22 protein-coding genes are annotated in these 26,376 nt (G+C 39.4%); 12 read left to right on the top strand and 10 right to left on the bottom strand.

Translation table 11 applies throughout. From position 1 onward, the window contains the following. The first annotated feature begins 381 nt into the window (after window positions 1-381). From ACRD64_RS12505 to ACRD64_RS12515, 3 genes are all read left to right on the top strand, one after another. Window positions 382-1,506 carry a Fic family protein gene (locus ACRD64_RS12505; protein WP_430933709.1) on the top strand — a complete coding sequence of 375 codons (1,125 nt, stop codon included), beginning with the start codon at window positions 382-384 and terminating at the stop codon, window positions 1,504-1,506. 537 nt (window positions 1,507-2,043) lie between these two features. Then, entirely contained in the window at window positions 2,044-3,636 is a 1,593-nt protein-coding gene (locus ACRD64_RS12510; RefSeq protein ID WP_430933710.1) for a DEAD/DEAH box helicase family protein, read from the top strand. Window positions 3,637-3,883: 247 nt separating this feature from the next. After that, window positions 3,884-4,285 (top strand): virulence RhuM family protein, encoded by a 402-nt coding sequence (locus ACRD64_RS12515; protein ID WP_430933712.1) that lies wholly within the window; start codon window positions 3,884-3,886, stop codon window positions 4,283-4,285. Here ACRD64_RS12515 and ACRD64_RS12520 read toward each other — a convergent pair. Beyond that, window positions 4,199-4,660 (bottom strand): IS91 family transposase, encoded by a 462-nt coding sequence (locus tag ACRD64_RS12520; RefSeq protein WP_430933713.1) that lies wholly within the window; start codon window positions 4,658-4,660, stop codon window positions 4,199-4,201. The genes ACRD64_RS12515 and ACRD64_RS12520 overlap by 87 nt on opposite strands. 125 nt (window positions 4,661-4,785) lie before the next feature. Between ACRD64_RS12520 and ACRD64_RS12525 the strand changes: the two genes are divergently transcribed. After that, window positions 4,786-5,820 carry an AI-2E family transporter gene (locus ACRD64_RS12525; protein ID WP_430933715.1) on the top strand — a complete coding sequence of 345 codons (1,035 nt, stop codon included), beginning with the start codon at window positions 4,786-4,788 and terminating at the stop codon, window positions 5,818-5,820. 185 nt (window positions 5,821-6,005) lie between these two features. On the opposite strand, the gene ACRD64_RS12530 is transcribed toward ACRD64_RS12525, so the two are convergent. From ACRD64_RS12530 to ACRD64_RS12555, 6 genes are all read right to left on the bottom strand, one after another. Beyond that, window positions 6,006-6,809 (bottom strand): lysostaphin resistance A-like protein, encoded by an 804-nt coding sequence (locus ACRD64_RS12530; RefSeq protein WP_430933716.1) that lies wholly within the window; start codon window positions 6,807-6,809, stop codon window positions 6,006-6,008. Between the two features lie 337 nt (window positions 6,810-7,146). Beyond that, entirely contained in the window at window positions 7,147-7,692 is a 546-nt protein-coding gene (locus tag ACRD64_RS12535; RefSeq protein WP_430933717.1) for a hypothetical protein, read from the bottom strand. A gap of 318 nt (window positions 7,693-8,010) precedes the next feature. After that, on the bottom strand, window positions 8,011-8,457 hold the full coding sequence (locus tag ACRD64_RS12540; RefSeq protein WP_430933718.1) for an OB-fold protein: 447 nt from the start codon (window positions 8,455-8,457) through the stop codon (window positions 8,011-8,013). 11 nt (window positions 8,458-8,468) lie between these two features. Next, window positions 8,469-9,011 (bottom strand): YceI family protein, encoded by a 543-nt coding sequence (locus ACRD64_RS12545; RefSeq protein ID WP_430933720.1) that lies wholly within the window; start codon window positions 9,009-9,011, stop codon window positions 8,469-8,471. A 21-nt stretch (window positions 9,012-9,032) separates the two neighbouring features. Continuing rightward, window positions 9,033-9,896 (bottom strand): DUF5777 family beta-barrel protein, encoded by an 864-nt coding sequence (locus tag ACRD64_RS12550; protein ID WP_430933721.1) that lies wholly within the window; start codon window positions 9,894-9,896, stop codon window positions 9,033-9,035. 29 nt (window positions 9,897-9,925) lie between these two features. Then, on the bottom strand, window positions 9,926-10,282 hold the full coding sequence (locus tag ACRD64_RS12555) for a hypothetical protein (protein ID WP_430933722.1): 357 nt from the start codon (window positions 10,280-10,282) through the stop codon (window positions 9,926-9,928). Between the two features lie 367 nt (window positions 10,283-10,649). Between ACRD64_RS12555 and trpS the strand changes: the two genes are divergently transcribed. From trpS to ACRD64_RS12590, 7 genes are all read left to right on the top strand, one after another. Then, complete coding sequence (trpS, locus tag ACRD64_RS12560; protein ID WP_430933723.1) at window positions 10,650-11,735, top strand: tryptophan--tRNA ligase; 1,086 nt, start codon at window positions 10,650-10,652, stop codon at window positions 11,733-11,735. A 407-nt stretch (window positions 11,736-12,142) separates the two neighbouring features. After that, a complete protein-coding gene (locus ACRD64_RS12565; RefSeq protein WP_430933724.1) occupies window positions 12,143-13,168 on the top strand; it encodes an aldo/keto reductase in 1,026 nt (341 codons plus the stop codon). 351 nt (window positions 13,169-13,519) lie between these two features. After that, window positions 13,520-13,732: a hypothetical protein gene (locus ACRD64_RS12570; protein WP_430933725.1), complete on the top strand. Its 213-nt coding sequence runs from the start codon at window positions 13,520-13,522 to the stop codon at window positions 13,730-13,732. Between the two features lie 65 nt (window positions 13,733-13,797). Beyond that, the gene (locus ACRD64_RS12575; RefSeq protein WP_430933726.1) at window positions 13,798-14,124 is read left to right on the top strand and encodes a PadR family transcriptional regulator; all 327 of its coding nucleotides are present in this window, start codon (window positions 13,798-13,800) and stop codon (window positions 14,122-14,124) included. Window positions 14,125-14,139: 15 nt separating this feature from the next. Next, window positions 14,140-15,123, top strand: a complete 984-nt coding sequence (locus tag ACRD64_RS12580; protein ID WP_430933727.1) for a PspC domain-containing protein — start codon at window positions 14,140-14,142, stop codon at window positions 15,121-15,123. 10 nt (window positions 15,124-15,133) lie between these two features. Further along, window positions 15,134-16,615, top strand: coding sequence for a PspC domain-containing protein (locus ACRD64_RS12585; RefSeq protein ID WP_430933728.1), 1,482 nt, complete (start codon window positions 15,134-15,136; stop codon window positions 16,613-16,615). 326 nt (window positions 16,616-16,941) lie between these two features. Next, entirely contained in the window at window positions 16,942-17,442 is a 501-nt protein-coding gene (locus ACRD64_RS12590) for a DUF4252 domain-containing protein (RefSeq protein WP_430933729.1), read from the top strand. A gap of 139 nt (window positions 17,443-17,581) precedes the next feature. On the opposite strand, the gene ACRD64_RS12595 is transcribed toward ACRD64_RS12590, so the two are convergent. From ACRD64_RS12595 to ACRD64_RS12605, 3 genes are all read right to left on the bottom strand, one after another. Then, window positions 17,582-18,187 (bottom strand): 6-pyruvoyl trahydropterin synthase family protein, encoded by a 606-nt coding sequence (locus ACRD64_RS12595; RefSeq protein WP_430933730.1) that lies wholly within the window; start codon window positions 18,185-18,187, stop codon window positions 17,582-17,584. Window positions 18,188-18,310: 123 nt separating this feature from the next. After that, a complete protein-coding gene (locus ACRD64_RS12600) occupies window positions 18,311-19,150 on the bottom strand; it encodes a GTP cyclohydrolase I (RefSeq protein ID WP_430933732.1) in 840 nt (279 codons plus the stop codon). Between the two features lie 310 nt (window positions 19,151-19,460). Beyond that, window positions 19,461-20,315 carry a pyruvate, water dikinase regulatory protein gene (locus tag ACRD64_RS12605; RefSeq protein ID WP_430933733.1) on the bottom strand — a complete coding sequence of 285 codons (855 nt, stop codon included), beginning with the start codon at window positions 20,313-20,315 and terminating at the stop codon, window positions 19,461-19,463. Window positions 20,316-20,626: 311 nt separating this feature from the next. On the opposite strand from ACRD64_RS12605, the gene ACRD64_RS12610 reads away from it, so the two are divergent. Beyond that, on the top strand, window positions 20,627-26,376 hold a 5,750-nt coding region (locus ACRD64_RS12610; protein WP_430933734.1), incomplete at its 3' end, for a beta strand repeat-containing protein.

The following is a 26,376-nucleotide window of genomic DNA, read 5'->3' on the forward strand; positions in this document are numbered from 1 at the left end:
GCCTTCTTGATTTTTTCATGCAACAAATATATCCTCTTGAAATCTCTTATAGAAGACCGGGTTAGCCGTGCGGATACCGCTGAAGCCTGGTATGCTCAAATGACCAAGCCGCAATGCGCAAGCGTAAGCATATGAGGGAAAACTTCACAGCCTGACCACGAACATCGGGATACGGTTTGATGCAGGGGCGCTGATAGTTTACATTTAATTATTACTTTTAGTGGTATTAATTAGAGTATGCTATCAGGCTCTACGCTACCCAGCAAGCAGAAAAAAATATTACAGTGCAACGAATAACCTCACTATTCAATGCATTACGTGCAACGAATATTTTTGAAATGCGACGAATAAGTTGTATTTTCATTGCAAATTATGCATCGAATGAAAGCTTTTATACATCAAAAAGACCAATGGCCAGAGTTTACATGGAACTATAATGATTTCATAAACCTCTTGAGTGAAGTTAGAAACTTGCAAGGCAGACTAGTAGGAAAAATGGAAACACTTGGTTTCGATTTAAGAAATGAAGCTTTACTTGACACTTTAACTCTTGATGTTCTAAAATCTTCAGAAATTGAAGGTGAAATATTAAATCCAGACCAAGTTCGTTCTTCTATCGCACGTAAACTGGGAATGGAGATTGCAGGTGCTGTTGATTGGGACAGGAATGTTGAAGGTGTTGTCGAGATGATGCTTGATGCTACACAAAACTGCTTCAAGCCATTAACTGCTGACAGATTATTTGATTGGCATGCAGCTCTGCTTCCAACAGAAAGAAGTGGAATGTACAAAATCAACGTAGCAAACTGGAGAAAAGATACCACGGGACCAATGCAGGTTGTATCTGGTGCAATGGGAAAAGAAAAAGTACATTTTCAGGCTCCGGATTCGGAATTGTTAGAAAAGGAAATGACTCAATTTTTAGATTGGTTCAATAATAATAAAAAAAACGATTTAGTGCTTAAAGCAGCAATAGCTCATTTGTGGTTTGTTACGATTCATCCATTTGACGATGGAAATGGCAGAATTAGTAGAGCAATAACAGATATGCTGCTTGCTCAATCAGACAAAAGTAATCAGCGGTTTTATAGTATGTCAGCGCAAATTACATTAGAGAGAAAACAGTATTATGAAATGCTTGAAAGAACACAAAAAGGTGATTTAAATATAACAAGTTGGATTGTATGGTTTTTAACATGCTTGTCAAATGCTCTGAAGTCTACTGAAACTGTATTAACAAAAGTACTTTTCAAAGCTGACTTCTGGCGAAAGCACTCAGAAACAATTATCAATGAACGGCAAAAGAAAATACTGAATATGTTATTGGATGGGTTTGATGGGAAATTAACATCTTCCAAATGGGCAAAGATTGCAAAGTGTTCAAAAGATTCTGCTGTTAGAGATATCAATGACCTTATATCAAAAAGCATTTTGCAGAAAGAAGCTGCAGGAGGAAGAAGTACAAATTATGAATTAATAGAAATGCCAGCTGGCAACAAACCGTAATAATGCATGGCTTGCCGCAGGCGCAACATAAGCCACGCATCATGCCAGATAGTGGGCTGCCGACAGTTAAGCCCGGTATGTTCAAATGACCAAGCCGTAATGCGCAAGCGTAAGCATATGAGGGAAAACTTCACAGCCTGTCCACGAACATCGGGATACGGTTTGATGCAGGGGCGCTGATTGTTTATTTGTAATTGTTACTTTAAGGGGTATTAATTATAAGCTATCAGGCTCTACGCTGCTATGCAAGTGTGATGGAGCGAAAGTTATCCTTTGAAACATTTACTCTTTGAATAAACAGACAAGAAATTATTATTAGCCTCTTTGAAGGTAGTTCGGTGCTAATTTGATGGGAATTTATTTTGTTTTTTTCTTCCCCCGCAAAAGAAAAAAGGAAACCCCAACGCACAAAACAGCACATTTGCAAATCGCACCAGCTGACCCGCAAACCAAAATTTGCAAAAGAGCTGTTTTTTTGCCCTCGCACCCGTGCATTTTTGTTATTTTGTGGGTTATTTGGAAATTGATAAGTGAAATATGAAATTCAACGAAGACTCAAGAGTTAAAATACCGACCATTCTGCATTTAATCAGATTGGGATATGGGTATTTGTCCTTGTCTAATCAGGCTTGGGACGAATCGACCAATATTTTCACCGACATTTTCAAGGAAAGTATACAACGACTAAACCCAGAATTAAGCGAGGGTGATATCAAACGCTTTTATGACGAAGTGGCGTTATGCCTGGAAAATGAAGATTTAGGAAAAGCCTTTTACGAAAAACTCATTGAGAAATCGGGCAATAGATTGATTGACTTTGAGGATTTCGGCAATAATACCTTTAATGTTGTCACCGAGCTAACCTATAAAAAGGACGACGAAGAATTTAGACCTGATATTATCCTACTTATAAACGGTATGCCTTTAGCCTTTATCGAGGTAAAGAAACCCAATAACCGGGATGGAATAATTGCCGAACACAAACGCATCCAAACACGATTCAAGAATAAGAAGTTCCGCAAGTTTGTGAACTTAACGCAGCTCATGGTATTCTCCAACAACATGGAATACGATGATAGCACACCAGAGCCAATCGAGGGTGCTTTTTATGCCACCACCTCATACGACAAACCGCCTTTCAACTATTTCAGAGAGGAAGAAAAGTTTGATTTAGATTCTTTACTAAAATCGGAGGATGATGAAAAGGAAAACTTTGTTTTAAAAGACAACAACTTATTAACTATTAAAAACTCTAAAGAGTTTCTTACCAATAAAAATCCCAATACACCAACCAATAGAATTTGCACATCGCTATTTCAGCCAGAACGATTGAGTTTTCTGCTGCAATATGCTATTGCATACGTGAAAGAAGAAAGCGGACTGGAAAAGCACATTATGCGTTATCCGCAAATATTTGCCACTAAGGCTATTGAGAACAAGCTTAATGAAAACATAAAAAAGGGAATCATCTGGCATACGCAAGGTAGCGGTAAAACGGCTTTGGCGTATTACAATGTTAAACATCTTACCGACTATTACCAGAACAAGGGCATTATACCAAAGTTCTATTTTATTGTCGACCGCCTCGACCTTTTAATTCAAGCTGCAAAAGAGTTTAAAGCACGTGGATTGGTGGTACACGAAATAGATTCGCGAGATGCTTTTGCACGAGATATTAAAGCCACAAAGGTTATTCACAACAATTCGGGTAAAGCTGAAATTACGGTGGTTAACATTCAAAAATTTCAAGACGACCCCAATGTTATTCAGAATACCGATTACCAACTAAACATACAGCGTGTATTCTTTTTAGATGAAGTACACCGAAGCTACAATCCCAAAGGTAGTTTCCTGGCTAACCTGGAGCAGTCCGATAAAAACTCGGTTAAAATAGGATTAACAGGAACGCCACTACTGGGCCAAGAGTATAACTCAAAAACCCTGTTTGGCAATTACATTCACAAATATTACTACAACGCATCCATTAAAGATGGTTATACCTTACGCTTAATTCGCGAGGAAATAGAAACCAGCTATAAACTAACCTTACAGCAAGCCCTCGAAGAAATTGAGATACTGAAAGGCAATGCCGATAAAACGGATGTGTATGCGCACCATAAGTTTGTGTAACCCATGCTCGACTATATTGTAAAAGATTTTGAGCAAGCACGCATTGCCATGAACGACAATTCTATTGGTGGCATGGTAGTAAAAGAATATATGAATGAGTTTTATGGGCGCACGGCTTAATAACAATTAGGAAGAATCAATTACGAATTGGTGAATTACGAATTAACAATTAGAAATTTGGAATTGAACATTCATAATTCGTAATTGAAAATTGACCATTCGTAATTGCACATTGATAATTGACTATATGGAAAGTAAACTTGAAATATTTACAACAAGTGATAACCAAACTGAAATTCTGGTACAATTTGATACGGAAACAGTTTGGTTAACTCAGGCGCAAATGATTGATTTGTTTCAGAGAGACCAATCGGTTATTTCGCGCCACATCAATAACGTTTTTAAAGAGGGTGAACTAGATAAAGAAAGCAATATGCAAAAAATGCATATTGCAAATTCAGATAAGCCTGTGACTTTTTATAATCTTGATGTAATTATTTCTGTAGGATATCGTGTAAAATCAAAACAAGGTACACAGTTTCGTCAATGGGCCACGCAACGTTTAAAAGACTATCTGGTACAAGGATATGCCATACCTTCTAACACGAACAAATCCCTTGGGCATAACATGTTGGCAAAAGCGGCGTAAAAACTCGGTGCCTTCCAGGATTTGGGGTTTAGCAGGCCCTTTTTTTCTGTAATCCTTGGCCCTGAATTTTACATGCGTATCACTTATACTTATGATTCTATCATTGGCTATGGCAATGCGATGTGTGTACTGCCCCAGATAACGCACCATATGTTCGCTGTCGGCCATGGAAGCCTCACTGTACACCACCCAATTGGTCGGGAAAGCGTTTTGTACCTGCCGGTAAAACCCGCTATACCGCCCTGCTTTTCTCAAGCCCCGTTTTAAGCTATCCGGGAATGCGGCCTTAAAAGAAGCGCTGAGTTTCTGTACGCAATATAAATAATTGGCATACTTGCCCATGCGCAAATAAGGAGCGTTTGGAACTACCTCCATAATGTACTTGGTTCAGTTATCTGCAAACTAATTAATATACATTAACTAATAAAATGTCAGGCATATTAAACAAGTAGTTATTTTTGCGGTTGTAACAAGCTATAGAGTTCCATAATTACAATTAAATGAAAGACCTAAAAACAACCAATACATTATTACTTATTCTTGTAATACCCGTAATATTTTACTTGCTAAAAACACTTTCGTTTATTTTTGTGCCGCTCGTACTTGCTATGTTTATTGCCCTTTTGTTTTTGCCCTTGATGAGGTGGCTTAGCCATAAGAGGGTTCCCAAACCACTAAGTATATTATCCATCATTTTAATTATTACCGGCGTATTTAAATTAGGAGGAGAATTGATTAAGTTAACCAGCAATGAAATACTGGCAGCTGATAATTTATTCTTTGAAAAAGCAGAAACCAAACTCGTGGACTTGATTGTTTCCGTGGAAGATTTTTTCGGCATAGCAAGGTTGCAAGGGGATAATGTTTTGTTGCATTATCTAAAAAATGATAACATAGTGGAAAACATCGGACTGTCGCTGGATTTTATAAGCAATCTGCTTTCAGGGACACTAATGACCGCCTTTTTTGTGGTTTTACTATTGACCGGATCCGTTAATTTTGAAAAGTTATTGAACAGCACACTGATCAAAGTAAAACACTCTTCGGTTAAAATCTTCCGGAAAATTGAAAAAGACATCATTAAATTTGTTCTCGTTAAATTTGTTATCAGTCTGTTTACAGGTTTGGGCTTTGGATTGGCCTGCCTGGCTTTTGATATTAGCTTTCCAATATTCTGGGGTCTTTTTGCTTTTGCTATCAATTTTGTTCAAATGATTGGTTCTGTAATTTCTGTGGCACTGCTATCCTTATTTGCCTTTGTTGAAATTGAACCTATGACGACCTTACTTTTCTTTGTGCTTACCATCACCGCTGTGCAAGTGGTCATGGGAGGCGTGTTAGAACCCGTTTTTATGGGCAAGACGTTTTCGGTGAATGTTATCACCATTTTAATCATGCTCATGTTTTGGGGCTATATTTGGGGTATCCCGGGGCTTATTCTGTCTATCCCAATCACCGTTTTTATCAAAATAATTTTAGACCAGTTCCCCAGGTACAAAGTCATTACAGAACTGATGTCGGGCGGGAAAGCATAGTTTCCTGCTGTTGTAGGGAATTTTCATGTTTACCCGTCAGATGCATATAAAATCCTGTTGAACCAAATTATCGGTGTTGCCGGCTTTTACCGACCTGCCGTTTTTTATCAGGTAAGTTTCGGGGTAAATATAACTACAGTTTTGTATAAATGTTAGGAGATAATCAAGCCTTCGTATTGCATGATTTACCATATTGATATTTCTTGTTTTCTAAACTCTCTGACCAACAGCCATGAACAAACGCAAAAAATAATTACTGAGCCAAAAATAAGCAATATTGCATTCATCATGCCTCCATGTGATTCAACAAAAGTTTTATCGAGTTCTTCTTCCAGGTTTATAAACTGCATGCTTAAAAATGCCAACAGGTTATTTATAAAATGAATGATAATGCAAAGCGAAAGTTTTTGTGTTTTGTAGTACACCCATCCCATAAAAGCACCTATGCCCATCGCCGTAACAAATTGCCACGGGTTTAAATGAACAATACCAAAAAGAAGACTCGAAACAAAAATGGACTTGGCGGGTGAGTATCTTTTTAACAGACCATCGAGTATAATGCCTCTGAAGATGAGTTCTTCAAAAATGGGGGCCGCGACCACTATGGTTAAAAAGGCAAAGATACCCTTCATATTACCAAGTTCGAGAATGATCTTTTTAAAAAAATCGGGCATAGGTATCAGGCTTGTGAGCGGAGAAAGAATACCTAGCTGTAAGCCAAGTGCTGCGACAGAAACCAGTATGATGATTTTAGGTTTGTCAAAACGGATATCATACCTTTGAAGAGCTGTTTCTTTCTTGCGGATGAAGTGAGCAAAGGCAAAAGTGGCTCCCATCGACATAAGATAGTATATTAAGAAGGTAATTTCTTTCCCTAAAACTTCGTTCAAAGCCAATTGTAATGGCGAAAAGATAAGCATGCATACAATGGCAACACCCATAATGCCCCAGCTCTGGGCAATGCTTGGATAGGTTTTTTGTTGTATCATTAATTTAAGTTTAGTTTTGTATGGCCAATTTAGTAAATGTTATTGTTAAAAACCATATGTGTGCTAAACAAAAATACCCTTAAACCCGGATTATGTATTGGAGGTTCGTCACGAGCATTGAAAGTACAATAAAACAAGGCATTATGAAACGAGGGATCACTTGTCCCGATTACTTTCGGGAGCATCGTTCTGGTGAGTTGATGCAACGAAGTGTCTTGTTTTAAAGTAATTTCAATGTGCAATAGAATTTCTAATGCATATTGCGGGTTTAACTAAAGTAGTCAAAGGGTATATCTGAAAGAGATATGTAAAAACCGTGTAACTTATGGTTAGATATTTAATCGTTTACAAATAAATAGTCTCCTCCACCTGCACCGCTATGGCATCCTATGCAACCAGCCAGAGAACCCCGGTTGCCGGCTCCGACAGCAGGTAACATTCCAAACGGATTTATACCATAATCATTGGAGGCATCAAATGGAATTTGCATAAACTCCCAATCCTTATTGGTTGTATCGAAACCGGACTCACGTTTTACCATTACAAATGATACATACAAATCCCCCGTGCTGCCGTCCGGTTCCCTGGCAAAGGTATTTTTGGTCACAATGGTGCCGGGCGCAACTGTTTCGCTTAGGCTTGCCAAAGAAGCATATACTTCACGGATAGTTTCATCACCTGTAGTGCCGCTTGGACCGCCATGTGCAAATGTGCCACCCGTAAAATCACCAATCATATCGGTGGCATTGTTCAACTGAGATTGTGTAATCAATATCTCATCAGGACCCTCATTGTCGTCATTGTCACTTTCACTTTCACAGCCTGCTAAGAGGCCTATGGCCAGAAACATGGCCATCCATTTAAGTACGTCTTTTGTTTTCATCTCATTCTCATTTAAATGTATATACAGAAATCTCGTTCCATCGTTAATTACATTGGTATCCGATAGAATTCGCAAGCTCATTTCGATGCAACCAGCCACTTAAATTACTTCATGGTTCGAGAAAGAAATTGGTATGGCTCGTTTCATGTAACTGTGGTTGTAATGGTTAATAAATCGGTTTTAATAAATACTGAGAGGGTATGCCCATTGTATGACAAAAAGTGATGATTAATCTTTTGCTTACTACAATAGTGTGTCGCGGAACTTTCGCAATTAAATGCCGGTGCATCATCAAAGCGACTTTAAAGGTGAAGCGTATTAAGGCGCATTTTGATGAGTCATCGGTATAAAAGAACATTTCGAAAGCCTAACGTCAGTCAGGAAGCCGTCGCATCTTCCTTTAATTTTTATTAATTCTGCCTTTTGGGCCCATTTAAACCTTTCGTAGTTTTTGACCACATACAAGGAGTCAAACGTGCAGGAAACCCCCATGAATTCATCTTCGAGGCAAATGGTTACAGACCCGTTGGCATTGTGATCGTATGATACTGGTTGACCCGATACCTCAATAATCTTGTTGAGGTATTCCCGGTTGGCTTTTTGTTCGTCGCTGTTAAATGTATCGTGCAGCAGATTGGCGGAAATGGTAACCTCAACCTTGGCTTTCTCGTAATTTTTGTGCGGTTTGTTAAATTGGTAGAAACCAATAACAGCAACGGCAAGCATTACTCCTGCAAACAGGATTAATATCCTTTTCTTGTTCATAACAAAATAATTTAACGCGGTTTCAAGTCCACCGTAACGGTGACTTCTATTTCTTTGGCTATATTGTTTCTGACTGCTTTCGGTATTTTTATATTGTAATCTTCCGGCTTTACAATAAATTGGGCAGTGCCTCTTACCCCATCCTCGTTTGCTGCTAAATTGGCCAATGTCTCGATGTTTTGCGTAACCCCATGAATGGTAAGTTGACCGGATATGCTGACCTCGGAATTTTTACCCGATTGCAACATGTCACGCGAGAAATCAATTATTTCACCCTTAAAGTTGGCCTTGGGGAAGTCGTCCGATTCCAGATAGTTTTCGTTAAAGTGTTCCTGCATCAAGGCCTTTTCAAATTCAAACGATTTTATAAGAAGCGCAAAGGTTAAACTTCCATCTTCACCGTTAAGAATGGCTGCCACCTGAGAATTTTCAGCTTTTATATCCTCCATTGGGGCATGTGAGAAAAAAATAACATTTCCCGTCCGGGTGAAATACTTTTGGGCATTTACGGAAAATATGGAAAAGGATAAGGCAAGCAGCAGCATAGTTTTCATAACCTTAGATTTTAAAAAGGATTACTTATGAAGATTAAATGTTCGGGAGATATTAAACCCCAGGTGAATATCGCCGTTAAAAAAGTCGCCGGTAGTTTCGCTAATCAAACCTACCTCCCGCATAGGCAAACTATTGGTTACCATGATCTGAAAAACATGTCCCCCCGTTTCCAGGTCAATGCCGAATGCAATTGGGCTGTAATATTTTACATTCCCGGGAGCCTGGCCAAAGTCAGTCAGGAAAGTTTCTGCATTCACGCTTAATCGCTTGGTCAGTTTGTATCGGGCGCCAATTCCCAAAGACAAAAGATTGTTGTCCATATCATTTTCGGTCACCAGGTTTTTATGAACCAGTGTAGGGCTTAGTTGTACACTGAATTGTTTCGAAAACTTACGTGCAAGTAAAAATTGATGCACATAGGCTAGCTTGTGTTTAAACCGGAAATCGGGCAGTTCATTTTTAAGGGTAACAATTTCGGCTGATGCCAAATACGAAAGGAACAAGGGGATGCCTTGCTGCTGTTTGAGTATGGCGGCTTTCACATGGCCGTCAAAGGTTTTGCGGTAACTGCTTCGTCCTATAGCTAAAGTTAAAAAATCCGCAGGACTATATTCTAAACTAAAATGGATAGTTGCCTGATCGAGCCCCCATAGTTCGTACGAACCCGTGTTCAGCTTTCCGAAACGGTGCGATATCCTAAATTCTAATTCACCCTTGGCAGGTTGTTCAATGGAATGTCCGTTTATGATCCGCGAGGATTTAAAGGTACTGGAGACAATTGTGCTCTGTTCACCCAGCAAATTATCTATGTCGTCCGGTTCATTTTGGCCAATAATGTACAATGGAAAAATAAATACAACAAATATCGGGAGTAATGTCTTCATAGTATTGTTTTTTCAGATGAATTAATGGGTTAGTTGTTGGGTGCTCCGTCGCTGATCCAGGCATCGAGTTTTGCAATAGTACAATCATCCAGCTTACCTCCTTGTGGCATTGGGCTGTAGCCCGGTTGATGTTTGATGGCCCCCATAAGGCTTCCATTGTCCACATGTGTTTTTATATCGCTGTAGCTAACTAATGTTACGCCGGTTCCGTTGCCTGTAAAATGACATGATTTGCAATTTCTGTCAAGGATAGCATCGATGGTGCCGTTGAATGTAACATCCGATGTATCACATTCAACGGATTCGTAGAAGTCTTCTTGGTTATCGCTGACACAGGAAGTCAGCGCTATTGTTATGGCAAAGATAAATGGGGCTGTGTACTTCATATTGTGCTGGTATTATTTTGTTTACAGCTCATTAGTCGGTTTATCTCTGCAGCCTTACAGGTTGATGGAAAAAAAATATGAATATATCCTATAAAATGAATAGGCATACACCGATAGATTGGATTTATTTATAAATAATTCCCATGATACATGATGTTCTCAGAAAAAAATGCGACTTTTGTCGGTCAAAATAGGGGGAGTGTATTCTTTTGTATAAGATAGGATGTCTTTGATAGAAGCCGTATAATATGCTTGTCTGTGTAAGGTCAAATAAAACATTTTATATTGCACGTACCGGGTGTTGTCAGATTCACTCTTAATGCGATACTGAAAAATAAAATTATTTTAACTTTTTTATTAAAAAGAAATGACTGAATTAAGTGAAAAGGAGATTAATTATTCATCATTTGATATAGCAGAAAAAAGAAGTGATGAGTTAAATAAAGATTTACAACTAAATCCGCATAAACACAGAGTTTTAACCGGGGATAGACCTACCGGTAACCTGCATATCGGACATTATTTTGGTTCTTTGCAAAATAGGGTTCGGTTGCAAGAGTTGGGTGTGGAGACATATATTTTAATTGCAGATTATCAGGTATTAACAGATAGAGATGTTTTTAAAGATATCTCGAAATACGTAAGCGAGCTTACAATAGATTATTTGGCATGTGGATTAAACCCGTTAAAAAATAACACATATATTTTTCCGCATAGCCATATTCCCGAGTTAAATCAGTTGACTATTCCTTTTTTATCTCTGGTATCTAATGCCGAATTAAACAGGAACCCTACCATTAAGGAGGAAATTGCCGCATCTGGTCAAAGTATTATTAATGCAGGCATGTACACGTATCCCGTTCATCAGGCTGCTGATATTTTATTCTGTAAAAGTGATGTTGTTCCCGTTGGTAAAGATCAATTGCCTCATATCGAGATGACAAGAAGTATTGCGAAACGGTTTAACAAAAAATTCAAATCAAGGGTTTTCAGAGAACCTGTAGGTTTGCTTAGTGAAGTGCCGGTGATATTAGGGTTAGATGGTTTTCAGAAAATGAGTAAAAGCCGGAATAACACCATTATGATTAAATCGACGGAAGATGAGACCAATAAATTAATTAAGTCCGCAAAAACAGATTCGGAACGATTTATCGAATATGATCCAATCAACAGACCTGAAGTGGCTAATCTGCTGCGAATTTGTGGATTGTGCCTAAATCAATCTCCGGAAAGTATTGCAGCTGAAATTGGCGGGCAGGGATCAGGCAAATTAAAACAAATTACATCAGAAGCACTAAATAGTCATTTAAAGGAAATAAGAATTAGGAGAACACAGCTGGAAAATGACAAGGCATTTGTTAAAGAAATTTTGGAAAAAGGAATAGGTAAAGCTCGAGAAGTTGCCATTGAAACATTGTGTGAAGTACGAAAGGCTATGAATATGGAATTATAATAATCGCTACAGGTATTTGGTTATAGAAATATTATCAGCATCTTTCGAAAGAAAGGTGTTTCGTTCTCTACAAAAGGAAATAGTAACTTAGGTGAAGATTTGAAAAGGCGGCTACCTGTGGATGTATTAAAGTTCATGACAGCTTTCCGCAACAAAAATAAAATATCAAAAAAAACGGCCATGGGGGTTCCCTATGGCCGTTTTTGTTTTAGGTAATGATGGCAGATCTCGGTAAATTGTTATTACAAGTCGAAACACTTTGTCGGAATAATAATATGATTAGACAGTTGGGCGAAGATGGTCATTGGGTAGAAGGTAAGTTGTGACGCTAGGATTTTGGTTTATTGCTTTGATATTTAGATTACTATTCGTAATTTATAACGAAATTGAAGCAAAAGAAATAAACTATGCAATCACGTCGTGAGTTTTTATTGAAAATGGCTTTGCTAAGTGCGGGCTTGGCAGTTCCTATAGCAGTTCATGCCAAAAGAGAAGATAAATATGGAGAATTGTTGCCTTTGCGTAAGCTGGGCAATACCGGGGAAAATGTTACCATGCTCGGTCTGGGTGGTTTTCATATTGGTCAGCCACCAGAGCAGGAGGCCCAAAGAATAATTGAAACCGCTATTGAAAAGGGGATTCGTTTCTTTGATAATGCACATAATTATTGGAAAGGTGAGTCTGAAGTGCGATATGGTAAATTTTTAACGCCAAAGTTCAGGGATGACGTGTTTATCATGACCAAAACAGGGGCCGGTGATTATCGCACTGCCAAAGAGGAATTGGAGCGATCGCTTACCAGAATGAAAATAGATCAGGTGGACCTTTGGCAACTGCATAGTTTAAAAGATCCTATTGATGTAGATAATAGAATAAAGAATGGTGTTTTAAAAGCCGTAGAGGAGGCTTTAAAGGAAAAGAAAATCCGATATGCCGGTTTTACATGTCACAATAGTCCCAGGGCTATGTTACGAATGTTGGAACAAACCGGAAATAGCGGTCTGTTTTCAACTGCTCAAATGCCCATTAATGTTATTGATGCCTACAGCAATCCCAGTTTTATTCAGCACGTATTACCTAGTTTAAATAAGCATAACATGGGTGTGTTGGGTATGAAATCATTGGCGGACGGTCGTTTCTTTAAGAACAAAGTGCGCTTCGGCAAGGAAATATGGAATATCGAATCCCCTTTGATTCCTGATTACATAAGTGTAGAAGAAGCTATTCAGTTTGCCTGGACAATGCCGATCAGTTCACTAATTGTAGGTCCCGATAATGTGGATATGCTTAACGAAAAAATTGATTTTGTAACGAGGATGGGTAAAGTGAACGAAGAATACCGACAGAAACTAATCGCAAAAATAACAGACTATCCACTGTTGAAAAAAGTGGAATATTATAAAAAGGACAGAGATTATACCTTAATGTCTTAACGCAAATTAATATGGCATGGGTTTTAAACGTCAAGGGTGTAAAACTTGGAAAGTTAATTTAAATATATGCTAGCATAGATTTTAGCAAAAAATGATGAGCCGGGAAGATTATCCCGGCTTTTTTTTGGGTTTAACTATAAAAATTTAAGTGGTAGGTATGAGTTATGATAACTACGTAAAAATATCATGAAATTTTACATACGTCTAACTAACAATAGAACAGGCGTTAAGAAGTTTTTTTCAAAAAAATATAAAAAAATATAGTAGTAGGTATTGCATAGTACTAAGTAAAAGCTATATATTTGTAATACCATATTCAATGTATAAACAGGTATTATAAATTATTATGAGATGAAAACATCCGGAAAAAAAGTGGTGATAATGTTTACGGCAGCGATTTTAGTATCGATGTTGATGGTTCCGGTGCTACCTGCAGGAGATTATATTAATGATTCTTACGGAAACGAAATAGATGCAGATGCTATTCCGATAGATGAATGTTTTGATAGCAGCAATATTTCGGTAAATTTTTCCATAGGCAGGGAATTGACTATAAGATTATAGAAGAACAGGACAATAAGTTGAGCAGCCGGTTTTGCGGTTTGCTGGCTATAACAGGAGGATAAGATATGAAGGTAGAAAATACAAAAGCGCAAATGAGGAAGGGAATTCTTGAGTATTGCATACTCTCCATTCTTTCGCGCAGCGATAAATACGCTTCCGACATCATCAACGAGCTTAAGGAAGCCAGGATGATAGTGGTGGAAGGCACATTATATCCGTTGTTGACCAGATTGAAAAATGCGGAACTGTTGACCTATCGGTGGGAAGAATCAACACAAGGTCCTCCGCGAAAGTACTATGAGCTGACCGAAAAGGGTAAGGGTTTTTTAGGAGAACTGGATGCGTCGTGGAAGGAATTGGTAGATGCCGTTGAGGTGATTAATAATAACTAGCAAAAACAGAAAATCATGAAAAAAACAGTTAACATTAATTTAAGCGGCAGAGTTTTTTACATCGATGATGATGCTTTTGCACGTTTGAGAGAATATCTCGACAGGCTTGAGCACTATTTTAAGCAGCAAGAAGAAGGGCAGGAGATTATCAATGATATAGAAAGCAGGATTGCAGAGCTTTTAGGAGAAAGAATTTCCGGTAAATCGGGAGTGGTAACACTGGGAATGGTGGAAGAGGTGATTGGAATGATGGGACAGCCCGAAGATTTTTACGAAGAAGGAGAAGAAAGCAAAGGACCAAAGCAGGAATATGAAAAATACACGTACGGTAGAGCCAGTAAGCGATTGTTCAGAGATGTGGAAGGCAGAGTGTTGGGCGGGGTTTGCGGTGGTATAGGTGCTTATTTAAACATGGATCCGGTTATTGTTCGAATTATTTTTGCCTTACTTATATTTTTCGGGTTGGGAATTACCATTCCAATATATATCATTCTTTGGATAGTGGTTCCGGCAGCTATTACGACAGCTCAAAAGCTTGAAATGCGGGGCGAGAACGTAACCATAAGTAATATTGAAAAAGCGATACGTAAGGAATTTGAAGATGTAAAACAGCGCTTTAGCAAAGTTCGTGATTCAAAGGCCTACAAAAAAAGTGAAAGCTGGTGGGCCAGATTTTCAAAAGGTGATAAAACAGTTCTGATAGTTGTAGCTGTTGTTAGTGCCCTGTTTTTTTTGGGCAATATGATTCATTTCGATATGTTCCATCCAAACTTTATACATCAGGTGAACCATCAGTTTGGTCATATACCCTTCCTGCAATTTCCGGGCATATTTGTAATGATTTTGATACTATTGGTAATTGGTTTTGTGTTCAAATCCTTATTTAAAATCATTGTTTATCTTATTGCGTTTCTGTTTTTGGCTATTATGGGCGTCAAGATAATTGGCTTCTTTTTCGGAAGTGTATTTATGTTTGCTAACCCTTTGGTAATTGTTTAAAATCTGAAAAATGAAGAAGACATTATATATAAATCTGAATGGTTTTGCTTTTCATATCGATGAAGATGCATATGAAAAGCTGAACCAATACTTGCGAAAAATCGAAAGTAGCTTCTCGGATAAGGAGGAAGCCAAGGAGATTGTAAGCGATATTGAGGCACGTATTGCAGAACTGTTTAGTGGTAAAAAGAAATCGGCAGAACAGGTGATAACGCTCAAGGAAGTGGAGGAAGTGATCACGACTATTGGTGAACCGCAAGAGATTGCCGATGAGGAGGAGCCTGAAAAGAAATCGAACAGCGATTATTCTGCCATGCCGGGGTCTCCGTTATACAAGAAAAGATTGTACCGTGATCCTGAAAACCGTGTATTAGGCGGCGTTTGTGGTGGCTTGGGGGCTTATTTTGATATGGACCCGCTGGTATTCCGTATTATTTTTCTTTTGGCATTTATTCTTTATGGCGCGTCTCTACCAGTGTACATTGTTTTATGGATCGTGATGCCTAAAGCATTAACCATCACCCAAAAACTGGAAATGAAAGGGCCTGCAGGTTATGAGAGTTGGGAGCAAAACCTAAGAAACGAATATCAGGAAGTAACGGAAAAGTTCAAAAAGTCAAAGGCCTATAAAGACTTCTCGGGTTCTTTTTCCAAGGGTACAGATGTGATGGGGGATGCGCTTAGAACAACGGTGCGGGTATTGGCGTCCGTCATTGGGGTTCTCGTGATGTTTGTGACCCTAATCGCCTTGGTGTCCCTTATTCTGGCCTTTACCTTTGGGTTTACCTTAATGGATTTTTCGGGAATGGGTCATTATGTAACTTCTCTACCGGCACTGTTTATGGGATCCGAAGATATGATAATAGGAAGCATAGGTTTGGTCTTGGTTACTTGTATACCGCTTATCGCCTTGTTTTATCTGGGATTCAAAATGGTGTTCCGTTTCAAGTCTAATACTAGAATTGTTGGTTTGTCTTCGTTGGTGCTCTGGATTGCAGGTTTGATACTGGTGTTTTATGCTTCGGCCAGGGTAGCCAGGGAATTCAGTGTGACGGAAGACGTATACAAAAAAGAAAAGCTGGAATTGCCACAGGATAGTACCATCTACCTAAAAGCCAACTTAGCGACAAACATCCCGGAGTATCAGGAACATTTATTCGATGTGAACCGTTTGGATATCTATCAGGCCGACAGTAAACTTTTTGTGCAAGGCCGACCAAGAATAGAGCTGGTAAGAGGCGATGATTTTTCCATCGACATTAAAAAAACGGCTAAAGGAAAATCCATTTCACAAGCACAAGACAATTGTCGGGATATCGAATTCTTTTGGATGCTTCGCGATTCGGTTTTGAATATTGACCCGGTTTTTACCCTCAACGAAGAAAGTAAAATAAGGGATCAAAGGTTGCGAGTAGTGGTGGTGGTTCCGGAAGGTGTGAATGTTGAGGTGGATGATGAATTGGAGTGGGTGGTTAATAATAGACTGGATTAATCAAACTAACTCGTATTATTCATCATATTTATCAACAAGAATGCAAACGCGCGTTACCCCGATATAGCGGCGTCCAATTTTGGATATCATAATCGGCAACGAAACCTGGTCACTGTGAGATTAAGGAAATTCTTATAAAATTTCCGGGTTAAACCCGGATTATGTATTGGAGGTTCGTCATGAGCATTGCAAGTACAATCTTACTAGGTTTTCATCGTTCTGGTGAGTTGAAGCGATGCAACGAAGTGTCTTGTTTTAAAGTAATTTCAATGTGTAATAGAATTTCTAATGCATATTGCGGGTTAAACAACCGATAATCAATAATTATGAAAAACTTAACAAGAATATCTATTGTCGTATTGTTAATTGGTATTAACAGTTTATCCATCTTTTCGCAACAAAAAATTGCGGAAAAGATGTTTGATGATTTCCGGGTCCGGGATGAAGTGACCTATATCTCGTTCTCCAAAAATCTGCTCGACTTTGTTGATTTTGATATTGAAGACGAGGAAGATGGTGAGGGACACAATATATCCGGGGATCTTAACGAAGTGAAATTAGTATTGTTTAAGCCCGAGGTTGTACCGGATAAAAGTTTCAAGGATCAGGTACGTAAATATATGAAAAAAGGCAAATACAGCTTGGTCGAGGATGAGGATAAGGACGAAGATTCTGAGGTGTGGGTTCATCGCAGAGGCCGAAAGGTGTACGAGTGTCATGTTATTTTCCAGGGAGATAAAAATGGAGTATTGCTTTCGTTTTTTGGCAACTTTAAAATGGATGATGTGGATAAGTTAAAGGAAAAGATGGAGGAGTATAAAGATTAAATTCCCTAAATTGATGCGTCAACCTTTTTGAGCAAACAATATGAGCCCGGCCGGACATGTAATGGATATAATAAAAAAGTGCAAAGTATTTTATTTAAGCTTTGCACCTTATCCATAATCTAACAATCTACAACTAGATCTACTCAAATTTTCTTTCCACAATTGGATTCACAAATGGTTTAGTCCCGGATTTTTTGCTGTGGAAGGACGTTAGCTTATCGTACATCTCAGGATCGTTCCATTCGTCTTTTATGGCTGGGCTAAAAACTATATCCTCCAGCGAAAACCTGAACCATTCCAGGTCATCCCTAAAGGCCTCGGCATAACCCGTTTCTGTTTCGTGAACCCTAACGGACTTAACGCTCACCTCACCTTCGCCATTTTTGAATGCAGTGGCTTGCAGAATCTTGTCAATCATAAAAAGCAGAGCTAGCGAAAAGCATTCTGCCGAAGGGCTTACCGGCATTATAATATACCGATCGCTATTGGCCTTGATAAAAGATTTAAAGTTGTCGCTTTCTTTGTTCCACATGGCGTATGCATGGTCAAAGCTGTCAATAATATCTTTGATGGTGCCTTTGGTCAGTCCAAAATCGTAAATCATTTGCCCAAAATCCAGTTTGTTGGATGTCAAAAATACTTCAACCACATAACTGTGTCCATGTAACGACTTTTTGCATCTGTCGCTTGAGCAGTCCCTCACGATATGTGCACCCTCGAACTTAAATTTTTTTCTTATTATCATTTTAATGTTTATTCGTTAAGTTGATTGTTTGCCGATGTTGCGCCGATGATTGCTTATTTGCTAATACCTGCACCCCGTAACCTGCATCTTGTAATTCGCCCGGTGTCGACTGAAGGCTGTTCACTATTGACTGCTTACCTCCCGTCTTAATTCATAATCGGTAAAGCCGCCACCATAATATTCGCTTGTAAAAGCTCCTTCATTGCTTTGAGTGCCCCTGAGCGATTCACAAGTATGCACCAGTCCGCTCAGCTTTACATAAACTGATTCTGTTTCGGCGGCTGTGCTTACTTCGTAGTAAATCATCTTGGTCAGGTTCTCTTGCAGGTGTCCCCTTCGCGAAACCCAATCCACAATTCGTTGCAGTTTTGAAATCCCCAAAACTTTGTCGTCAGGAATGTAACTAATCACGGCATACGATCCGTCCCTGAATAAGGTGCTGAAAGGGGCGGTATGATGCGAGCATACCGAAACAATATCTACCCGTTTGGTAATGGGATATTTTTGACCGCTCTCATTTGGGAAACTGGCCATATCCGGCCTTTTCGACCATCTGCCGGATAAAAGTTCCGAATCGTCATTTAGGTTATCGCCACAATACATTTTAGCTACCCTGTACGGCGTTCCTTTTTCACCGCCTACGTTAGGGTCCTTCATATCTATTTTCATCGCCTTAAAGGCTTGGTTGATATGGTATTCCGTAATCACCCTCATGATGTAGTGGGCCTGTTCAGAAATGCCACCTACGGCTTCTACATTGTCGGAAATTTTAAAATCTTGTAAATGGTTATATTCTATCCAGGAAGTTAAAAAGTCCTTGTCAGGAAACTTTTGTTCAAATCTTTTAACCACAAAATCTTTCAAGTAATCGAACTGTCCTTCATTCTCAGACCGCAAATCTTTTGCCCGCTCAATGTAGTCCGTAGGATTTTTTTTACCTGTTTTTACAACTACTTCTTTCATAACAAAAGTGTTTTAATTCATATAATATAACTCTAACAGCGCTGTATTGTTTCTTATATAAAACTTGAAAACACACATAATGTTTAAGAATAATGTAAATAAATTAAACATTATTCATGCTAAAAAACTATATGACATGGGAATAAGGTGATGGTCAGCTGTTTGTAAAAAGGTGGTGACAGTGTTAAAAAACCGTTAAAACCAAGAGGTCACTTTGGTTTTAAGTAACCTCTTTTTGCACTGGTTTTGTTTGAGGAAACCATTTTAGGAATCTGCAAATCATCAAATATCGCCGATGTTTTTTGTTCGCTCAATGGTGTTCTTCGTCTAACTTCCATTTTTTGCTGCCGAAACGTTCGGTTAAAATAGTCAGTATTTCGTTGGCGGTGTATTCTATAGGTTTATTGGTGATATTTAAGACTGTAAAGTTTCCTTTTTTGTAAAGATTGGCTGCATAGTCAAGTTCCATCCGCACTTTTCGTCTATCTACATAATCCGTATCAGGATTCATGTGAATACGACTAACCCTGCTGCTTCGTTGCGCAATCAGATATGCCATGCTAATGGTTAAGCCGAACACGCGTTTAGGATCAATTTGAAACAATGTTTCGGGCACCGGTGTGCCGGGAACGATAGGTACATTGGCGACTTTCCAACCAAACATGGCCAGGTAAATGCTTAGTGGGGTTTTCCCTGTGCGCGATACACCGGCCAGCACAATATCTGCGGTAGCTATTTTGTCGGTGTGCTGACCGTCATCGTGCATCATCGTAAACTCAATGGCGCGAACCCGGCGATAATATTCCATATCCCTTAGTCTGAAAAGACCTGGTTGCTCAACAGGTTTCATATCCAGAACGGTATCGAGGTAGTCGCTCATGTTGCCCACCAGGTCAAAGTGCCTGATTTCTTTTTGTTCGCAGGTGTCAATAAGTTTTCTCCGTGCCACATGGTCGACCATGGTATGTGCGATCACACCATTTTTTTCGATAACCTTGTCCGTAATCTTGTCAATTTGTTCCTGTGTGCTCACTTCGGGCTCAATAACCACGGGTATTTTATGGTCTGGGTATTGAATCAGCATAGATTCAACCAGTGTATGCCCTGCAACTCCCTTACCACCAGATACAATGAAGATAGGCGGCATGTTTGGTTTGTTTTCCATATCTGTAGATTTTTGCATTAAGATATAAATAATGTTTGTAAGCAACCAAATATCAAAACTTTTCTTGTTTACTTTTTGCTTACCATCTTCCTACAACATTTAGTAACTGCAGACGTAGAATAGGCTCAAATAAGTAATAATATCACAAAAAGGTAACTATTTGCCTTTTTATCCGGTATAGGAATTGTTTTATCATGAATAATAATATGCCCAGCGAAGTTGAACAACTAGCATTGGGTTATTTCGTATCAATGTAATGACCTGAAATAGTAGGGAAATAAAAGTGAAATAATAAACCATTATAATAATTTATGAGACGATTTTTACGTAGGTTTCTGGCAAGTTTGGCTATCGGAATGTTTTTGGTTCCGGCAATGACTCAAACGCCTGGGTTAATTTTTGAACCAAGCTCCGGTACCAAAAGTGATGGGATAACGTTAGTTCTTGACCCGGATGGAAATGGATATGTTGATCAGGCTTCTGATGGTATTGGATTTACTGATGCCGTTTCAATAACTATTCCGGGGAACGATGTGCTGGAATTTGAAATACCGATGCTGCCTTTTCCAACTTTAGGTGGCGGAGAGGCATTGGGGGATGTCAGGAGTGGACCGGACGAAGGTTTTACAGATTTCTCGATTAATGATAATGGTACTGCCAGTTATTATTATTTGGATGACGAGAATAATTTTATCTTTCGTTTTCGATTAGCAGATTATCGCCCAAATGCTAAGGGTTATACCGTTTTAATTGATACAGACCAAAAGTTTGGTGATGGAGATGACCCAAATTATAACTCCACTAACCCTGGTTTTGAGATTGCTATCATGCTTCGCTCCAAACATGAGGTTAGCCTAATTGATATAGATGGTGTAACTGGTTGTGGATCCGTTATTCAGACATATTCTCTTTCTTCAAACCACCAGAAGTCTATCTCTGGAATCGGACCTGCTTCGGATGGCACATTGGATTACTTTTATGATTTTTATATCCCATTTGCAGATATTACAAGTCACTTTACCACGCATGACATCAACGGTAACCCTGTTACTACGTCCACATTGTTAAGGATGACTGCTACTACGAATACCTCAAACACCTGTACTTTTGAAGGTTCTTTGTCTGATGTTGGAGGCGTTGACGACAGTCAATATGGAGGTTGTATTGAATGTTTATGGGAGGAATTAATTGAGGGTGAGGTTCCTACTGATCCTTCAGGGAATGGAGGTTTTCCTCCAATGCGAACCGATTGCCCTATTATTTTAGGCGATTATGGCGAAGGAACTATCAATATTGTTGGCCTTTCAGAGCCTGAAGCTATTGTAGATATTTATTTAAGTACTGATTTAAGTGCATCGGTTGCATCCGCCACCGCATCAGCAGATAGGGGTGATGGGTTAGGCGACTGGACTTCAACAGCTTTTGCCGCAGTATCGGGTGAAACCTATGTGGCTGTAGCTCAGGTTGCAGGAAAGTCAGAATCCAGAGTGGCTTGTACATCTGTAACTATTGATGCTATTACCTGCAATGGAAATTCTCCTGCCTTATCAGTTGTCGTTAATGCTAATGGTGAAGCTGAGATAATAGCAGACTGGACTTCTTCCTTTACTTTAGCAAATGCACAAAATGCTGTCCTGGATATATTTTCTAATGGCATAAGCATTGTTGGAACAAGCCAAACTAATCCCGCACAAGGTCAGTTTGATGCCCCAACAACCTCAGGTACAATTGATGTTGATGGACTTATAACCTGGGTGTTTGATATGAATAAAAACGGTGCCAAGGTACCTTGCGGTACTTTGTTGGTTACTTTGGAAGACATTGATAATGGTTTGTGTCCTAATACAGCAACAGTTTGTAATACAGCAACAGGGAGCTGTAATAGTAATGTTTTAGATGGAACTATAAACATAACAGTTACTAATATTGTTGGAAGCAATCTCGACTTTACTGTAGATTATGCAAAAACTGGATCAGAGGATGATCCTGATGAAGTAGTAATATATGTCAATGGGATAGCTATTTTAAAAGATGCTTCAACAGGAACCAGTTGGAGCTTTAGCAATGTTGACTTGAGTTTGTACACTTGTGCAAGTCTTACTGCTACTGTTAATTATACTTCTGGTTGCACCTCTTTGCACTCAAATGCAGTAACTGTATCAGAGGAGTCTACCGCTCCGGTTATTACAGATCCAGGCTTATGTGGTACTACAAGTTATATTTATGGTACAGCTTTGGAATCTGATGGCACAACTCCAAATGTGGGAGCCACTGTATATTTGTTTTTAAATGGTTCTGGTGCGGCGGAGTCACAATTAACCACTGTTAATACTTTAGGAGATTGGACAATTACGGGTTTATCACTTTCTGCCGGAACTACAGTAAGAGCTACAGTTGTTGATGATGACGAATGCCAATCAGAAAGCGGGTTGTCGAATGAAATTACCATTGGAACACAATCTTCAAATGCTAGTTCTGAGTTGTCCATCACAACAACTAACATACTTCCTACTACAACAACTATTTCCGGAACCTGTAACGGTTCTGCAACCAATGTGAACGTATATATAGACGATATTTTATTAGGTGCTGCAACTACGGTTTCAGGAGGTATATGGACACTAAGTCCTGTGCCAAATACCGACGATAATTATTTATATGAAGGAGGGAAAATTCAAGTAACACAAAGTGTAGGCGGAAATTGCGAAAGTGATTTGTCTACGGAATTTGAAATTGTGAATTGTATCAGTACACCTGCAGTGCCAAATATTACTTACACTCAAACTTGCACTGATATTGCTAATACATCCATAAGCGATTTTTCATTTGACAATATCACCGAAACCAATGTGTTGTATAGGTTGGTTGATAAGGATGGCAGCGAGTTGGGATATAGCTTTATGAGTAAGGCTTCCGATATTGGCAACTCTAAAAACTTTACCACAGTAGCTTCCCAAATGGTAAATCTAACTGATGAGCCGCCTAAAACCTTTACGGTTGAAGCTTCCTATTTTAATCCCGGAGTTGATTGTCTTGCATCTACTTCGGAATCGTTTTATTTGAATTCGCAGGGGGAAATTGAGATTTCATCTACTACCAATCCAAGTTCTTGTGAAGGGGCAGATGGAACCATAGTTATTTCTGGGTTGGAAAACAGTCTTGAGTATACCTATACATTTAAGAAAAATGGCGAAGATGCTACGGGAGCTCCATTCACGGTGACCAGCAGTTCAACAGGTACTCATACAATACCTGGATTGAGTTATGGTGAATACACAGATATTAAATTTACATATAATGGATGTACAACTGTTTCTCCACTATCTCAAACGCTATCGGGAGGAGGTTCAACTTCTACGGCTTTTCCTGTGCAAGCAAACCCAACTTCAGTAGAGTCGGAAAATGCAGCGTCCATTGAAATAGGTGACGGCAGCAATGTTACCAATTCTGCATTTCTATACTCTTTATACACAAGTGATGGAACTTTTGTCGCCAGTGTTAATGGTAATGATGCAGGAGGTGTGTCGATTTCAACAGGTAGCCTAACATCGGAAACAACATTTTTTGTTATTGTTGATGAAGGAGGCTCTTGTTCAAGAATAACAACAGAGCCTACAGTTAGCATTAGCTCATGCACCAACCCAACTATCGCTTTTGACGCTATGAGTCACCCATCCACTTGTGGAGGATCTGATGGTTCTATCACTATTGATGGATTGGATAACAGTACAACTTATTCAGTTAATTATTCTATGGATGGATCAGGACAAGGGCCTGTTGATTTAGTAAGTGATGTAAGTGGAAGTTTAACAATTAATAACCTTACTTCAGGAAGCTACACCAATATTAGTGTTACTATCAGTAGTTGTACTTCAAATGTAATTGCTGGAGCTTATGTCTTAAGCGATCCACCCACGCCAGAAGTACCAACAGCCAGTGTAACCGCTCAGCCAACATGTACCATAGCTACAGGAACCATCTCGGTAAGCTCTTCTGTTACTGACTTAAACTTCAGTATTGATGGAACTGATTATACCAATACAACAGGTACCTTTACAGGTCTGGCAGCAGGCAATTACTCGGTAATAGCCAGAAATGCAGCAGGATGTGTGTCTGATGCGAGTGCAATACTGAATGTAAATACTCAACCTGCTACACCTGGAGCTCCTGGTTTTACAGGTAACGCTGCGCCAAACTGTAGTCAGTCGGGTGTTGTATATAGCATAACCTCTCCAGCCTTAGGTTCTTTTTATAGCTGGACTGTGCCCGCCGATGCAAATATTGTATCTGGTGACGGAACAGCTTCGATTACAGTTGACTTTGGAAGAACCAATGGAGATGTGACAGTTTCAGAAACTAATTCAGAAGGTTGTACCGGTGCGGCGAGTGAGTTGGTAATAAATCTTCAAGGTTGTGAACTGTCTGCCAACTTTTCTGCAGATAAACTTTCTACATGCACAGGAGAAACGGTAAGGTATACTAATGCAAGTGAAGGAACTACTGGTTCTACCACATATAGCTGGAATTTTGGAGCAAATGCAACACCGGCAACTGCAACGGGAGTTGGGCCTCACGATATTGTTTATTCTTCTGAAGGAATGAAAACAGTGTCTTTGGAGATTATAGATGGAGCAACGGTAGAAGAAATTAAGACAGATTATGTGACGATTAATGCTTTACCAATTCCGGATTTCGCTTCAGAAGTAACTTCGGTAGCTGCTGGAACTGGTAATCATGTTTATACAACAGCTTCAGGGATGTCCAATTATAGTTGGATAATACCAGTAGAAGCAACAGTAACAGCAGGAGGCACTTCTACAGACAATTCAGTAACCTTGACATGGAATACAGCAGGAAATCATTCATTAAGTGTAAATTATGAGGAGAATGGTTGTAGTGGAGCTTCACCTGCCGTTTCAAATGTTACTGTTATTCCAACAGTTAGCATAAATGATGCAAGTGTTACTGAAGGAAGTGGAAACTTAAGCTTTGAGGTAACGCTTAATGCTTCTTCCGAGCAAACCGTAACAGTTAATTACGAAACGAGCGATAACACAGCGACACTACTAAATAATGATTACACACAGGTTAATGTTGCAACCCTTACATTTATTCCAGGAGAAACAACGAAAACGGTTGTGATTGTTGTTACAGAAGATGAAGTAGTAGAGGGATCAGAATCTATGTATATTAATCTTTTATCTCCAACAAATGCAACTATTCTTGATAACCAAGGAGAAGGAACAATTAATGATAATGATTCTGCAACGCTTAGTATCACAGCCAACGATGCAACAGCTGACGAAAGTGGAAGTAACGACGGTCAGTATACGGTGACTTTATCTGCGGTAAGCAGTACAGATACGGAGGTAACTTATACCTTAAGTGGAACAGCTATAGAGGGTTCTGACTATGCAGCCTTGGCAGGTACGGTGACGATACCGGCAGGTTCAACTTCGGTAACCATCGATGTTGAGGTAAGTGACGATGTTATAGTAGAGACTGATGAAACAGTTATTGCAACTTTGTCAAGTGTGACAGGGAATTCGGAAATTTCGATTGATACGGATAATGAAGGAGCTACCATAACCATTTCAGATAACGATATCAACGATGTGCCTGTTGCCAATAATGATGCACTAAGTGCCGATGAGGATAACCCGGGAACGGTGAACGTCACAACCAACGATACGGATGGGGACGGTACGATCACCGTTTCAACAGTCGACCTTGACCCGTCAACGGCAGGTGTCCAGAATACCTTTGCCAGCGCTAATGGTTCATGGTCTGCGGATGCCTTGGGAGTGGTAACCTTTACGCCAGATGCAGATTGGAACGGCGTTGAGGCCATCTCTTATGTGGTAAGCGACAACGACGGAAGTGTTTCAAATACCGCCACCATCACAGCTACGATTGATGCGGTAAACGATGCGCCTGCAGCCAACGATGATGTGGCTTCCGTTGACGAAGACGGGGTATTAAGTGGTCCGTCGTTGTTGGCGAACGATATTGATCCGGAAGGGGATGGGTTGACGATTAATACCACGCCTGTTTCTGATCC

It is taken from the genome of Saccharicrinis sp. 156 (assembly GCF_050589685.1).
Lineage (GTDB): Bacteria > Bacteroidota > Bacteroidia > Bacteroidales > Marinilabiliaceae > Saccharicrinis.